This window comes from Hungatella sp., assembly GCF_046966825.1.
In genome coordinates, this window is record NZ_JBKVCZ010000160.1 from 1 (window position 1) to 14,326 (window position 14,326).

At 49.0% G+C, this 14,326-nt stretch carries 12 protein-coding genes; 2 read left to right on the forward strand and 10 right to left on the reverse strand.

Annotated features, from left to right (window positions below; translation table 11 throughout):
* The 10 genes from ACLTD4_RS29380 to ACLTD4_RS29425 all read right to left on the reverse strand — a co-directional run.
* Nucleotides 1-855: MurR/RpiR family transcriptional regulator (locus ACLTD4_RS29380; RefSeq protein WP_412331779.1), on the reverse strand; the 855-nt coding region annotated here is incomplete at its 3' end.
* A gap of 15 nt (nt 856-870) precedes the next feature.
* Complete coding sequence (locus ACLTD4_RS29385; RefSeq protein WP_002602505.1) at nt 871-2,259, reverse strand: glycine--tRNA ligase; 1,389 nt, start codon at nt 2,257-2,259, stop codon at nt 871-873.
* Nucleotides 2,260-2,303: 44 nt separating this feature from the next.
* Nucleotides 2,304-2,930, reverse strand: a complete 627-nt coding sequence (locus ACLTD4_RS29390; protein ID WP_055653949.1) for a hypothetical protein — start codon at nt 2,928-2,930, stop codon at nt 2,304-2,306.
* 73 nt (nt 2,931-3,003) lie between these two features.
* Nucleotides 3,004-3,627, reverse strand: a complete 624-nt coding sequence (locus tag ACLTD4_RS29395; protein WP_243008319.1) for a winged helix-turn-helix transcriptional regulator — start codon at nt 3,625-3,627, stop codon at nt 3,004-3,006.
* Nucleotides 3,620-4,171 carry a helix-turn-helix domain-containing protein gene (locus ACLTD4_RS29400; protein ID WP_243008320.1) on the reverse strand — a complete coding sequence of 184 codons (552 nt, stop codon included), beginning with the start codon at nt 4,169-4,171 and terminating at the stop codon, nt 3,620-3,622. Before ACLTD4_RS29400 ends, ACLTD4_RS29395 begins: the two co-directional genes overlap by 8 nt.
* A 3-nt stretch (nt 4,172-4,174) precedes the next feature.
* Complete coding sequence (gene recO / locus ACLTD4_RS29405; protein ID WP_055654406.1) at nt 4,175-4,837, reverse strand: DNA repair protein RecO; 663 nt, start codon at nt 4,835-4,837, stop codon at nt 4,175-4,177.
* Nucleotides 4,838-4,852: 15 nt separating this feature from the next.
* Nucleotides 4,853-5,758, reverse strand: coding sequence for a GTPase Era (era, locus tag ACLTD4_RS29410; protein WP_002602501.1), 906 nt, complete (start codon nt 5,756-5,758; stop codon nt 4,853-4,855).
* A gap of 62 nt (nt 5,759-5,820) precedes the next feature.
* On the reverse strand, nt 5,821-8,745 hold the full coding sequence (locus tag ACLTD4_RS29415) for an insulinase family protein (RefSeq protein ID WP_117621362.1): 2,925 nt from the start codon (nt 8,743-8,745) through the stop codon (nt 5,821-5,823).
* Nucleotides 8,746-9,069: 324 nt separating this feature from the next.
* A complete protein-coding gene (locus ACLTD4_RS29420) occupies nt 9,070-9,894 on the reverse strand; it encodes a YdcF family protein (RefSeq protein WP_117621310.1) in 825 nt (274 codons plus the stop codon).
* Between the two features lie 327 nt (nt 9,895-10,221).
* Entirely contained in the window at nt 10,222-10,935 is a 714-nt protein-coding gene (locus ACLTD4_RS29425; protein ID WP_117621311.1) for a LytR/AlgR family response regulator transcription factor, read from the reverse strand.
* 254 nt (nt 10,936-11,189) lie between these two features.
* Here ACLTD4_RS29425 and ACLTD4_RS29430 point away from each other — a divergent pair, with 254 nt between their 5' ends.
* Both ACLTD4_RS29430 and ACLTD4_RS29435 read left to right on the forward strand, forming a co-directional pair.
* Nucleotides 11,190-11,912: a LytR/AlgR family response regulator transcription factor gene (locus ACLTD4_RS29430; RefSeq protein WP_117621312.1), complete on the forward strand. Its 723-nt coding sequence runs from the start codon at nt 11,190-11,192 to the stop codon at nt 11,910-11,912.
* On the forward strand, nt 11,909-14,272 hold the full coding sequence (locus ACLTD4_RS29435; protein WP_117621313.1) for a hypothetical protein: 2,364 nt from the start codon (nt 11,909-11,911) through the stop codon (nt 14,270-14,272). The genes ACLTD4_RS29430 and ACLTD4_RS29435 overlap by 4 nt, the downstream gene beginning before the upstream one ends.
* Nucleotides 14,273-14,326: the final 54 nt, after the last annotated feature.

Here is a 14,326-nt window from a genome sequence, read left to right on the forward strand (position 1 = left end):
CCAGTAGTCCACACCGATCCGGAGCGTCTCATGGCAAACCATCTCAAGAGAGGATTTCACATGCTTTTCATACGTCTGGGCCAGGAGCATGGAAAAGAAGATATCCAGGACATAGGTAGTGGCCGTAAAGGAGGTGATCACCTTTAGGCTGAGCAGGGAGTCCCTGGAGGGGATTTCCACGATCTCGTGGCACCATTTGCGGATCTCCTCGTTGTGACGGCCTACGATTCCCACGATATACGTCTCCGTCGTCTCCTTCAAATACCGGGCGGTTTCGATCATGTTCTTGTTGGCACCGGTAAATGTGATCACGAAGGACACCGTTTTCTTCTTTTTTCCCGCAGACAGATAATGAGCGTTGACGCTCTCGTACGCCGCGCACTCCATCCCGAGGGTGGCAAACTTAAACGCCGCCGACTGAGCCAGGATATAACTGATCCCGCTGCCATAGATATCGATCCGGTCCGCCGCCTTAATCCGGTTGCAGATGCGGATCATGACGTTCCTGTCCATGCACAGCTCCGTGTCGGTGATGGCCTTGTCATACAGCTTCGGCAGCGTGTGGATGATATCCGGAAACGTGCTCTTCTCCGTGATCGGCTCCTTGCTCAGGAGCTGATTGACCCGGATGTTCTGCACCATCTCCGAAACCAGCTTTAATTTCAGTTCCTGATAGCCCTCCACCTCCAGCTTTTTGCACAGCCGTACCACCGTGGCCTTGCTGGTATAAGATACCCTGGCCAGTTCCTCGGTGGACATCTGCTGGATTTCCTCCACGTGGTCCAGGATATACCGCGCCACTGCCTGCTCCTGGTGGGTAAAGCCCTCCATGCGTTTTAATTTTTCCAGAATCATCCGATCACTCCCGCATTAAAAACGGAATTTATCCTCAAAGTAGTTCTTCAGTTCGGTGATCGGAACTCTCACCTGCTCCATGGTATCGCGGTCACGGACCGTAACTGCATGATCTTCCTCGGAATCGAAGTCGTACGTTACACAGAACGGAGTTCCGATCTCATCCTGTCTTCTGTAACGCTTGCCGATGTTGCCTCTGTCGTCGAATTCACAGTTGTAATACTTGGAAAGCTCGGAGTAAACCTTCTCTGCACCCTCGTTCAGCTTCTTGGAAAGCGGAAGCACACCGATCTTCACCGGCGCAATCGCCGGGTGGAAATGGAGAACGGTACGCACATCGCCCTCGCCGATCTCTTCCTCATCGTATGCAGAGCATAAGAATGCCAGTGTCACACGGTCGGCGCCGAGAGACGGCTCGATTACGTATGGAATATATTTTTCTTTCTTCTCATCATCAAAATAGGACATATCCTGGCCGGATGTGTTCTGATGCTGCGTCAAGTCGTAATCCGTTCTGTCCGCAACACCCCAAAGCTCGCCCCAGCCAAATGGGAACAGGAACTCGATGTCCGTGGTCGCCTTGCTGTAGAAGCAGAGCTCTTCCGGAGCGTGGTCACGGGCGCGCATCTCGTCTTCCTTCATGCCCAGCGCCTTCAGCCAGTCGATACAGAACTGTTTCCAGTAGGAGAACCACTCTAAGTCGGTGCCCGGCTCACAGAAGAATTCCAGCTCCATCTGCTCAAACTCTCTGGTACGGAAGGTAAAGTTGCCCGGCGTAATCTCGTTACGGAAGGATTTACCGACCTGTCCGATGCCGAACGGAATTTTCTTTCTGGAGGTTCTCTGAACGTTCTTAAAGTTTACAAAGATTCCCTGTGCTGTCTCAGGTCTTAAGTATACTGTATTCTTAGCGTCTTCCGTAACGCCCTGGAAGGTCTTAAACATTAAGTTGAACTGGCGGATGTCGGTGAAATCATGCTTTCCGCAGCTGGGACAGCAGATGTTGTTGTCATCAATGTACTTTTTCATCTCTTCCTGAGACCAGGCATCTACAGAGCCTTCGATCGTGATGCCGTGCTCGGCCATGTAATCCTCAATCAGCTTATCTGCGCGGAAACGCTCCTTACAGGCCTTGCAGTCCATTAACGGATCGGAGAAGCCGCCTAAATGGCCGGATGCCACCCAGGTCTGTGAGTTCATTAAGATCGCACAGTCCACACCCACGTTGTACGGGCTTTCCTGGACAAATTTCTGCCACCATGCCTTCTTTACATTGTTCTTCAGCTCCACACCTAAGTTGCCGTAATCCCAGGTATTTGCAAGGCCGCCGTAAATCTCAGAACCCGGATAAACGAATCCTCTCGATTTTGCCAGCGCTACAATTTTTTCCATTGTCTTTTCCATGTCCTCAAACCTCTCTTCTTTTATTCCATCCGCATCCGGATTCTTTATTTGAATATGATGTAATTCTTTCCTTCGGAGATCTCCGCGATGAAACTGCTGTTTAATTTTACTCCGTCGGAGGTGTACATAATCTTTCCTTCTGTCTGAAGCTTTATCGGTCCGCCATCCACGGCTACGACGTGGTAATCGGTCTTCTTTGCGATCTCATCCGTAGATGCCGTCTTGCCGTCCGCTGTCTTGACAAAGATCGTTCCGGCCGCCCCCGCTTCTTCCAGGGCCTGAGCCACGGGAATGATATCGATGGAGTTCACCTGATTGGCTGTGTCCTCGTAAAGGGCCGTAAACTGGGCTAAGTCACTTCCTGTCGCATAATCAAAGATCATGCTGGCAGTGCCTTCCTTTAAACTGCATGTCTGTAAGGTAACCGCTCCCTCTCCGTGTTCCGCGTTGTACGCCGCCACGTTTTCTTCAAGGAAGGTCTTCCATTCCTCTTCATTATAATAATCCTGGTTGTCGTACGTCTCAACGGTAGCCGTCGAAAATGTTCCCGCATCCGTCACGAAAATGCCGCTGCTCTTAGGCTCAAAGGTACTTGTTCCCCCTCTTCCGGCACATCCGGCGAGTATCCCCGCTGTGATGAGAACCGCCAGGACCGCTTTCATTTTTTTCATTCATCATCCTCCTGCATTTGGCGCATATGAAAGCATTATACCAAATGCATTCCGTCATTTCAATAGTTTATAGTCAAGAAACCTCCCAATAACCATTCCTGTTAGAGCCAATCCTTCGGATCTGTCCCTGATTGTTTAATAATTTCATTAAACTTTGTACCTGCTTTCTGGACAGATTTAATTTTTCCATAATTTCACCCTGTGTGATACTGGGATTTGCTTTTATCAATGACAGTATTTTTTCTTTTCGCTCCTCCATTTTTTGAATCTTCATTTTTTCGGCTCCTTTTTCGGCTCCTTCATAATTAAGATTCTTCAACGTCAGAATAAAATTTTCTTTATCTGAATAAAATTGGGGACTCAGCCTATCCGTATATAAATATTGAGGCTGATATACACTTTGGATTTTCTTAAATCCACTTCCTCTTCTTTCCATATACTTCAAACGGTTAAAAATATCAATGTGTACTTCACTCCCCAAATCCAAATACTGGCGATGAATCAATGCGTTTACCAGTCCCTCCAAAACACTTCTTCTTGGATAGTCCGGCAGTTCAATTCTCTCTTCCCCAGTCTTTTTCCATTTCACTTTTGAATTAGTCCTTACAAAGTCCAGCCCATTTTCCAGGAGCACCACCAGACTTCCTGTAAATTCCTTATCATCCAGCGCATCCATAGTTCCTGCCGCTTTATCCACTCCGTTCCATCTCGTACAGAATAAGCGAAAAAGAAATAAAATCGTCCTCGTCAAAGTTTTCTCCAGTTCTTTGTTTATAGGCCGCCTTCAGTTTAGTAAACGAATAATTTTCAAATTCGTATCGTGAAATGCTGCTGTCATAAGTAGAATCAATTCCTCGTAATATCAGTTCCTTAAGACCCCTGGCATCAACCGGTATACTCTCATTTCCCACCCTCTGATACGCAGTGCGGGTCCCTTCACTCACATAATAATAAGGAGTCTCCAGTCCTCTGCTGATTTCCAGAATGATAATTTCTTTATTGTCTACAGTTTGAATAACCAGATCAAACTTGGGGATTGGGTCTACACTGCTTTTTATTTGTTCGCTGATTACTTCCGAATCGTGCCTCACATCACCAGGCCCTGTAATAGTGTCATCATCTGCAACACCAAAAATCAGCTTACCGCCATTTCCATTTGCAAATACACTGACACTTTTCTTTTTAAAGAAAAGGCACAGCCGAGTCCCTCCGCCATACCTTTCCAATAGATCAGACAGCACTTTTCACAGAGGCCGCCGCCCCGTCATCGCCTCCAGAATATCCAGGGAATGAAATTCCCGGTCGATAAAGCGCTTCTTATTAATCTCCACGCACCGCCCAAATTCCTGGGAGACGGCGTCGGTCAGCGCAAAGGTATAGAGATGCTCGATCGGCGACAGCACGACGAATTCCCATGCGTAATTGGCCGAGTCGCTGACCTCCCTGGGGGGCTTCTCCGTGTACTCCCCGTTGATGGCCATGGCCTTCAGTTCGTACACGCGCCGGACCAGCTCATTGGGAACCGCCGGCTTTAAAAGGGCCCTCACCGACTGGTATAACAGCTTCAGCATGGCCGTACCGTCCATATTCTCCCTTGTGTAGTAGTCCGTAAACTCCAGGAAATAGGAGCCGTAGCACGTTCCTTCCACGTCCATGGAAAGCTCATCAAAGTAATTGGAGATTTCCGCCGACTGCAGGGAATAGGCATCCCGCCCTTCATATAACGTAAACTGCCCGAAGGCAAAGGGACGGCCGCAGGCCATGAGCATGCTGCCCGGCCTTCTGGCGCCCCTGGCAAACGCCGTGATTTTACCGCGCTCCTTCGTAAGGATCACCAGACGTTTGTCCATCTCCCCGGACGGAACGGCCTTTAACACCATCCCTGTAAGCCTGACAGCCTCTCTCACTTCGATCACCCGTTTCTAAATTTCTTTTTCATTGTATCCGTAGTTTTTCATATACAGCTCGCTGTCACGCCATTCCTTCCGGACCTTGACCCAGATCTGTAAGTTCACCTGGGTGTCCATCAGATCCTCAATCTCCCGGCGCGCCGCGCTGCCGATTCTCTTTAACATGGCGCCGCCCTTGCCTATGATGATTCCCTTGTGGGAGTCGCGCTCACAGATAATCGTGGCCTCGATGTCCATCATGCCGTTTTTCCGCTCTGTCATCTTCTCGATGGTGACGGCAATTCCGTGGGGAATCTCGTCACTCAGCAGCCGCAGCGCTTTTTCACGGATCAGCTCCGCAGCGATCTGGCGCATGGGCTGGTCCGTAACGGTGTCCTCATCGTAGTACTGAGGTCCGCAGGGCAGATATTTGTAGATCAAATCCAGCATCAGATCCGTGTTTTTATCCTTCAGCGCCGACACCGGAACGATCTCTGCAAAGCTGCATACATCCTTGTAGGCGGAGATAAATTCCAGAATCTCGTCCTGATTCTTTATGGTGTCGATCTTGTTGATAACCAGGATCACCGGTGTCTTCACGTTCTGAAGCTGCTCCGCGATATGGCGCTCTCCAGCTCCGATAAACGTGGTCGGCTCCACCAGCCACAGCACCACGTCCACTTCCTTCAGGGTATGCTCCGCCACACTCACCATATACTCGCCAAGCTTGTTCTTGGCCTTGTGGATCCCCGGAGTGTCCAGAAAGATGATCTGTCCCCTCTCGTCCGTAAAGACGGTCTGAATGCGGTTTCTGGTGGTCTGGGGCTTATCTGATGTGATGGCGATCTTCTGGCCGATCAGATGGTTCATCAGCGTGGATTTTCCCACATTGGGGCGTCCGATCAGTGTTACAAAACCCGATTTATATTGATTGTCCATTCGTTCTCCTTCGTAGTCGATGTCAGTTTTCATTCTTTTGCAACAGTTCAGACGGCTCATCTTTATGAGTGGAACAAGGTCTCTGTCTCGTGGAACAGCGCCTTATTCGCTTCTATCTTCTCCTCGTTGCCGATCACGCATAAGCTTCCGGTGGCAAGAACCGCCTTCACGATCGGCGCCAGCGCACGGATATCGTCCTTTGTTGCGTTTAATATCTCATCCCGCTCCTGCTGCATCATACCAACATCCACGCCGGATAAGTATGCGGACAGGCCGCGGCTTCCCTTCGTGGAGGGCGGATACGGTACATCCATATCACTGATGGTGCCGATGACATACTTCGTCATGTCACGATCATCTACGTCGAAATGCTCCAGATACTCCACAATACCCTCATAGATTTCATTCGTCTCTTTTAAGTTCGGGTCACGGTAGGAGGTCAGATAGCCTTCACCGGAACGCCCGAAGCCGCTCATACAGCCGTAGGCGCCGCCCTTTACCCTTAAATTGATCCACAGGTAATCATAGCTTAAGATGACCTTTAAGATGCGCAGCGCGCCTGTATAAGCGTATCCGCTTCCGGCAAAGGTTCCGCATCTGGCCACGTAATTGACCTGGGAGGCCGTCTTAAAGCCTTCGTTCCGGTTGCCGACAGGAAACGTAAATGGATACGTCTCTTTGCTGCCTTCAGGAAGCATTTCCTTTAATTTCCGAAGCGCCGCGGGAAGCTGCCGGAAGCCCTCCTCATCAGCCGTGTAGCTGACCAGCAGGTTTTCCACGGTGAAAAGGCGCTCCATCACCTGCTTTAACCTGGCGATAATCTCCTTCCTACGATCCGCGTAATCCCGGTCTAACTGCTCCAGGAACTGGTAATATCCGATTCCTCCGGTGTTGTCATTATAATAGGAGGTCGGTGAGAAATAGGAGGTCGCTCTGGCTACAGCCGCCGAATGGCATGCTCCCTCCAGCTTCATCCTGCCTCTGGATCTGGTCTCGCTGATTACCTCTCCCAGCCGCTTCTCATCGTCCAGAATGGAATTCTTCAGAATCTCACCGAGAATGGAGAAACCGAAGTCCAGCTTGTCATACAGCACTCTGACGCTGGCGATAAATACGCCTTTGAAATCAGCGCTGTTCTTTAAATTCGGATAGGACGTAACGCTTAAATTAATGCCGCCGCTGTTTAAATGGATCTCACTCGTCAGATCCCCATACGTGTAATGCTCCGTGTCTACGAATCCCAGCACGGATTTGAGCAGGCCGACATAACATAAGTCTTCTTCCGGCACACGGGAGGTGTCAAAAAGCAGTTTCAAATAGCCGATGCCCGAGGTAAACATCTCGTGATGTATCACCTTCACGCCTTCGACCTCTTTCTCCTCCCAGATAATCTCCTCCGGCTCTCTGCCGATGTCTTCTCTGGAAAGCATGGGAATCTTCTTTAATTCCTCCTGCAAAGACGGCGTCTCCTGGTACTCCCGAAGCGCCCTGGTCTGCTCGACGAGAGCATCGATCTCTTCCTCCGAAAGCGAGGCCTTGTAGGCAGCCAGGCGTCTGGCCGTCTTCTCGTCTTCCTTTGCCGTCAGATTCTTCTCCGGACTGACTACCAATACGGCTTCAAACGGATTATCCAGCAGATAATCGCGGATCAGCTGCTCGAAATAGCCCTCATCCACCACAGTTTTCAAATAACTGAAGGTCTTCTGATAGGTCAGGTGCATCATCGGATCTCCGTCATAGAGCCAGCTGTCCATGCACTGAAGGCCGTACATCAGCCCTTTGGGCGCGGAGCCGTAGTCTGCCTCACGGTAACGGAATTCATAGAAATTCAATCCGGCCTTTAAGCTCTTTTTGTTGATTCCCTGATCCGCCAGCTTGCGGAGTGTTCCCTTTACTACGGCGAGGAACTCCCCCTTCTGCTCCTTATCCGCATTCTTTGCGATTACGGAAAAATAGGGCTGAAGGATGCCGTTCTGATATCCGCCCAGAATATCCTGGCCGATTCCGGCATCGATGAGCGCCTGCTTAAGCGGTGCTCCCGGCGCATCCAGAAGAGTGTATTCCAGGACCTGGAACGCCACGTAAAGCTGTGGGTCCAAGTCATTGCCAACCACGGTATTGATGGAAAGATAGGTGGCCTGCTCCTCGGATTCTCCGTCAGTAATGGAGTAATGGGTCTCTTCCTCCACCGGCCGGTCAAACGGCTCCTGCGGCAGAATTCTGGAGTCGATCTCAGCGATATCGTATTTGGAGAGATACTGGTCATTCAGCCATTCCAGCTTCTCCGCCATATCCATGTCACCGTACAGATAGATATAGCTGTTGGAAGGATGGTAATATCTCTTATGAAAATTCAGGAACTGATCGTACGTCAGATCCGGAATAAACGCGGGATCACCGCCCGATTCCTGCCCATAGCAGTTGTCCGGGAACAGAACCTTTCTCGTATAACGGTCCAGGACCTCCTCCGGGGAGGAGAATGCTCCCTTCATCTCATTATAGACGACGCCGTTATAGATTAAATCTGCCTCCGGACTCTCCAGCTCGTAATGCCAGCCCTCCTGCATGAAAATATTCGGTTCCTTATAAATATTGGGATTAAAAACGGCATCCATATAGACATCCATCAGGTTCTGGAAGTCCTTTTCATTGCAGCTCGCCACAGGATAAACCGTCTTATCGGGATACGTCATGGCATTTAAAAACGTGTTTAAGGATCCCTTTACCAATTCCACAAACGGATCCTTTACCGGAAACTTCTCAGAACCGCATAAGGTGCTGTGCTCCAGAATATGCGCCACGCCGGTGCTGTCCTCCGGCGGCGTGCGGAATCCAATGGAAAATACCTTATTCTCATCGTCACATGATACAGCAAAAATCCGCGCTCCGCTTTTCTTGTGGCGCAGCACGGTTCCCGTGGCTTTCATCTCGTCCAACTGTCTTTCTTCCACAACCTCATAGGCTGCCAAATTTTCTAACTGTCTCATATATTTCTTCATTCCTTCCTTAACATTTTCTCTTTATTACCATCTTGCCCATTCTCTGGCGTTTTCATTATTATGTGTAAAAGAAGAACGGAACTTTACTTTTCCAGTCCAATATAGCATACCACAAGTAGGGCAGTTCTACAACAGAATGGAAATATGGCGTTCCGCAGACATATTACCATATTTTTCCATCCCTATTGTATAAAATGACGGGCGGTGTGCACCCCTTAACTGTAGCAAAACAGCGGGGATATATCCCCGCCTGCGGCAGCCGGTGCTTCCGCCCGGTACAAATTCCATACTCTTCTGTTCTTTTTTCCATAATTACATGTTGCCTACCAGTTTATCTTTTAATATCGCCGCGCATTCCCGTACGCAGAAATGTACAAAAAGCACCGGGTCGGTTTCACAGGAAACTCCATAAATATCCGGTATTCCCCACTTTTTTGCAATCTGTTCCGCGCGGAACACATGGTAATCACTGGTCAGAACGCCAATCTTCAATGGCTTATCCTCGATCACCTCATAGGTTCCCGGATCCATCGAGATGTCTGACCTGGCATGATGCGCTTTTCTCCTCAACTGATCTTCCTCGATCGCGACTCTGCTGTAGGCAATATTCTCCACCGTACTGAAGGAACGCGTCTCCAGAATCATCTGACGCTCGTTCACACCGTTAAACAGGAGATAATCCCGCATCGCAGCCGCTTCGCTGACCGGCTCATCCTCGCCCTGCCCGCCGGAGAGTACGAGCACGGTTCCCGGATTCTCCTCCAGATAATCAATCGCTTTATCGAGACGGCTCTTTAACGATTTGCTGAGCCCATCTTCTTTTACTCTGGCTCCCAGCACGATAAGATAGTCAAGATGCGACGTATCCCGGCTGGCCACACCGGTAAAGATCAGGATCTCTACCATGGAAAACACCAGAATCCCCGTGCAGCAGAATGTGATAACCGACACGGGCAGCCAGAGCGGCACCCGGTCCTTATGCTTCATATAGTATTCCCAGCCCAGCGCCAGCAGCAGACAGGCTGCCGCAAATACCATCCAGATAAAGGAAAATGAAGTGGTAAAACCTGAATAAATGACGATAACTACATAGTATATGACACAGGCAGCCGCCAAAAGCCATAAAATCCATGTCATGATTGAAACCTCCGCTTCCATCAGAGTTCAGAACCCGCTAAGTTCGTGGAATACCTCACTAAGTGCTCATAGTATACCATAACCGAAGATTTTCTACAAGAAAAAGCAGTTTCATGTTCAGCTTCCTGCAAAAAAAGATTAATTGTAAGAGACCAGAAAAGTAAAAGGACCGAACCCGACAAAATACTTCTCATCAGATTCAGTCCTTCTTTTATTTACGGACGGCTGTATAGATTCCTCCGGCCATTTCCATAGTTATGTCACAGCCCTCTTTTAACTCAATGGAGCCGCCTGTACCTACAGGCTCCATTAACAGAAAAATCCTTTTTAATTTTTCATCATATAGTCAAAATACCGCTTTCTAATCTGCTTCTTCTCCCTCACCTTAATCGGTATCCTGTCCCCGTTTTCCATCGTAAAATCTTCATCGGCATCAGTAATGTAATCCATGTTGACAATGTAACTCCTGTTGCATCTTAAAAAACGGCAGCCGGACAGTTCTTCCTGCACTTCATCCAGTTTCATCCGTATTGAATGCTCTGCTCCATGGCAGCACACGATCCGTACATTCATCCTCCGGCTTTCAATATACATAATATCATCATAGGCGATTCGCCTGCCGGCACTTCCGCTGACCACCAGAAGGCTCTGACGCAGCCTGGGATAGCGTTCTGCAAAGAACCGGTTGAGGGTTTCCTCAAGCATTTCCCGCCCGACCGGTTTGAGCAGATAGCCGCTTGCACCGACAGAATACCCTTCAACAGCAAACTCCCGGCTGGCAGTGAGAAATATAAGTGCAACCCGGTGGTCCCAGCGCCGAATCTGCCGCGCCGCCTCCATACCATTCATAAATTTCATATAAATATCCAAAAATATCAGGTCGTAACTTCCTTCTCCGCTCTCGAACTGCTCCACCAGATCCTCTCCACAGTCATAATAGGTGATCTCCAATGGTTCTCCCCGTTTTCTCATTTTTTGTGCCAGCAATTCCCCGACCTTCGTACGGTCTGTCACATCATCATCGCAAATTGCCACCTGCATAGCTGCCCCTCCAAGCCTGTCCGTTTTAGGTCTTACCAATTTCCTTTGTTTTATCGTTTAAAACATATTTTATACACTTGTTTTAAACATATTTTTATAGTATTTCTTTAAAAATAAATCCAAATTACTTTTTTAGGAATAAAAATGGGATAATTGGCAGTAAAAAGGGATAATTGGTAATTTTTATCTTGCGGCAATCCTGTTACTATGATTAAATAGACTGTAATATGTGGAAACAGAGAGGGGATTTTTGTATGAAAATAGCAATTTGTGACGATGAGCAGCCTGTTCTCAATCAATTGCACAAATTCATCAATAAATATGCTCTTGATAATCTTTTCGATTATACAATTTTGGAATTTAATAAAAGTGAGAGGCTTCTGGAAGCGGCCAGTCAGGATCCTGATATCAAAATACTATTTCTGGATATCTATATGTCCCCTCTATCCGGTATGGATTTAGCAGACATTCTGAGAGCAAATGGCAATGACTGCGCTATTATCTTCGTCACTGTCAGTACCGAGCATTACGCCAGAAGCTACGAGATCAATGCCGTGCATTATCTGGTAAAGCCGGTCACCTATGACCGGGTCAAAATGGCTCTGGACCGGTGTGAACAGGTGCTGACAGCATCTTCTAAATTTGCCTCCTTTTCTGCGGGAGGCAAAGAAATTCGCCTCCCCCTCAGAGAAATCCGCTTTGTAGAAGTATTCCGGAATCAAACCGTGATTCATGCTGATTCCGATATCACGCTGCGCTCCACACTGGATGCAGTGATGCATCAGATCTCTGACATCCGTTTTCTGCGCACCCACCGTAGTTATCTGGTAAACATGGATTACATCACAAAAAGAAACGGAAATGATCTGTACTTAAGTTCAGGTGAGAAGGTCCCTTTAAGCCGGACCTGTGAAAAAACATTTGAGAGAGAATACGGCCGATACCTGACCGTTACTATAACAGGGGATAAAACATGAGAAAGCATCGTTTTGCAGTATACGCCGTGATGACCGCCACCGTACTGTTCTCCGCCATGGCGGGAACTTCTTTAAGTACTCTCGCGAACTCGGCTGAATTCAAAAATACTACAGTAACCGGCAATCCGGCTACTCCAGGCAATGCCTCCTCAGATACAGGCAACGCCTCCTCAGATACGGGAACCGCATCTGATACAGAAAAAGAGACTGGGACGGAAAACGGACACAGTACTGACCAAAATCGGGCCACTCCAGGGAACGCGGCCTCTGATCCAGACCGGGGGGACGGAAAGGGAGCTGAATCACCCGTAGAATCAGACGGCATCCTCTACACCGTCTCTTCCTATGATTTTTGGTGCTTATCTCAGCCAATGCTTGTCAAAATGGGGGCTGAATTTAATCCTGATGCAGAACAGCTTCCAATCTGTATCGATGTATACTTAGAGGGGCCTGACGGCATTCTCTGTGATCCGCTCTGGCTGGCTGTGGATTGGGACCTGTCCGGCGTGGATTTTAACCGTGTGGGAGAATACAGGGTAACGGGCGTGCTGGATACCGCTTCCTGCGAAGTTCCGGTCGACTGGGATCATGCGCCGCTCCTTTCATTTATCATCAAAGTGGACCAGGGAGGCACGCTGAGCTTTACTCCTGACACAGACGGGAATATCCTGACGCTCTCCTATGTCATGAATGGAGATCCCTATACCATATCCGATTTAAACTATGAACTTTACGAAAGCCGTGACGGCGGGGCAAACTGGCGCAATATTACCAGAGACAACCGGGTATGGGCGGAGGAAGACCAGCTTACGATTTCCGGTGTGGAGGAAGACAGCTTATTCCAGGTCACGGACCTTCGCCTTGGCGGTGTTTTGTCTTACCATTCCGACATTGTGAAGGCCGATATCGGAGGCGACGGACGGATTGAAACCGTCTCCATCATTCCGTCTGGCGGCGAAATGGGCGGAGCGGACTGGGGAAACAGTAACTGGGATAACGATCCCATCGAAAACGGTCCTTACCAGATTCTGGATTACCGGATTGGCAACCCTTATGTTTACGATCCCCTGCCACTCATCGCCCGGGCTTCCATCGGCTGCCCGGAAGATATCGCCTGGGCCTTTTATAATACAATCTCGGTTTTCTATGGGGACAAACCGAACGGCCTGTGGAAAGCCAAAAAATTAATTCCGGTGGAATGGAATCAGGATGAACTGGATGCCGTTGATTGGAATCGGAAAGGCGATACGATCATACATGGAGAGTTTTCTGACGAAATAAAAGAGGAGTACGGTTATCTTCTGAAGTTTGAATCCATGCCTGAGCTTACGCTGACGATTTCGATTTATTCAGAAAACTGTGATTTTGTTTTATCCCCATCGGAGGATACTCCTGAGGGAAAGAATCAGGTGAAGCTGAATTTCTTCTCCGTGACAGAGGAAGACACAATCCCTCTGACATTTGACGATCTTACCAGTCTGACTGTCTGGTGTTCCACCGACTGGGGCGAAAATTGGTATGACATTACAGACAGCAGCAGCACGACGCTTCGTAACGATTCTCTCTCCGTCTCCAATTTAAAAGATACCTGCTTGGATCATATGGGCTATTCCTTTCAAATTGAGCAGACGGAGGCTTCCGATCTGGAGCGCTACTCTGCTTACGTAACGGTTACCCGCAATGCGGCAACAGGACTGTTTGAATACTCTACCGATATTGGAGGGGATCGCGGCGGCGGAAAGCGGTTTGAGAAACCACCGGAAGGATTGTTTGACAAGAACAATGAGGGGGATAGACCTGATTCCAATCCAACAGAGCCGACGACGGAAGCACCGACAGTTCCACCCACTGAAGCGCCGACTGCTCCTCCCACGAATACACCGACTGCTCCTCCCAGCGGAACACCGACGGTTCCTCCCACGAATACATCGGCTGCTCCTCCCACTGAAGCACCGACGATTCCTCCCACGAATACACCCGCTGATCCACCTAACGGAACACCGACGGTTTCTCCCACAAAAACTACCGAAAGGAATGCCTCTAAATCCGGGGGCGGAAAAGATAATACTTTAGAATCCGGCACCATCTTCACTGTTCCAAACAAACATGACGACAATCCATACCAAACTGCCGTACTCAAGCCCCCAGCACCAGTTTCCCAGTCGGAGAACGTGTCTGATCCTACTGAATCCGTCTCCGATATACCGGCTAACACGGTGAAAGAGACGGTTCCTGACAAAACAGATGAAATTCATACCGCGTCACCGCGTTCTTTCTTTCTCCCTCTGCGTCTGCTCGTGGGAATCGCGGCAGTCTCAGGCGGTGCATTCGCAGGCCTGCGAATGATAAGGAAAAGATAATCGTCAATTACCCATGTCTAATGCCCGATGAAGCGGGGCAGGCCCAGGCACGGG

What these genes read in the sequence shown, in the direction of transcription:
- ACLTD4_RS29385 (WP_002602505.1), bottom strand. Translation starts at nt 2,259, where the DNA reads ATGGAAAAGACAATGGAAAAAATTGTAGCGCTGGCAAAATCGAGAGGA.
- ACLTD4_RS29435 (WP_117621313.1), top strand. Translation starts at nt 11,909, where the DNA reads ATGAGAAAGCATCGTTTTGCAGTATACGCCGTGATGACCGCCACCGTA.
- ACLTD4_RS29425 (WP_117621311.1), bottom strand. Translation starts at nt 10,935, where the DNA reads ATGCAGGTGGCAATTTGCGATGATGATGTGACAGACCGTACGAAGGTC.
- ACLTD4_RS29390 (WP_055653949.1), bottom strand. Translation starts at nt 2,930, where the DNA reads ATGAAAAAAATGAAAGCGGTCCTGGCGGTTCTCATCACAGCGGGGATA.
- ACLTD4_RS29415 (WP_117621362.1), bottom strand. Translation starts at nt 8,745, where the DNA reads ATGAGACAGTTAGAAAATTTGGCAGCCTATGAGGTTGTGGAAGAAAGA.
- era (WP_002602501.1), bottom strand. Translation starts at nt 5,758, where the DNA reads ATGGACAATCAATATAAATCGGGTTTTGTAACACTGATCGGACGCCCC.
- ACLTD4_RS29430 (WP_117621312.1), top strand. Translation starts at nt 11,190, where the DNA reads ATGAAAATAGCAATTTGTGACGATGAGCAGCCTGTTCTCAATCAATTG.
- ACLTD4_RS29420 (WP_117621310.1), bottom strand. Translation starts at nt 9,894, where the DNA reads ATGACATGGATTTTATGGCTTTTGGCGGCTGCCTGTGTCATATACTAT.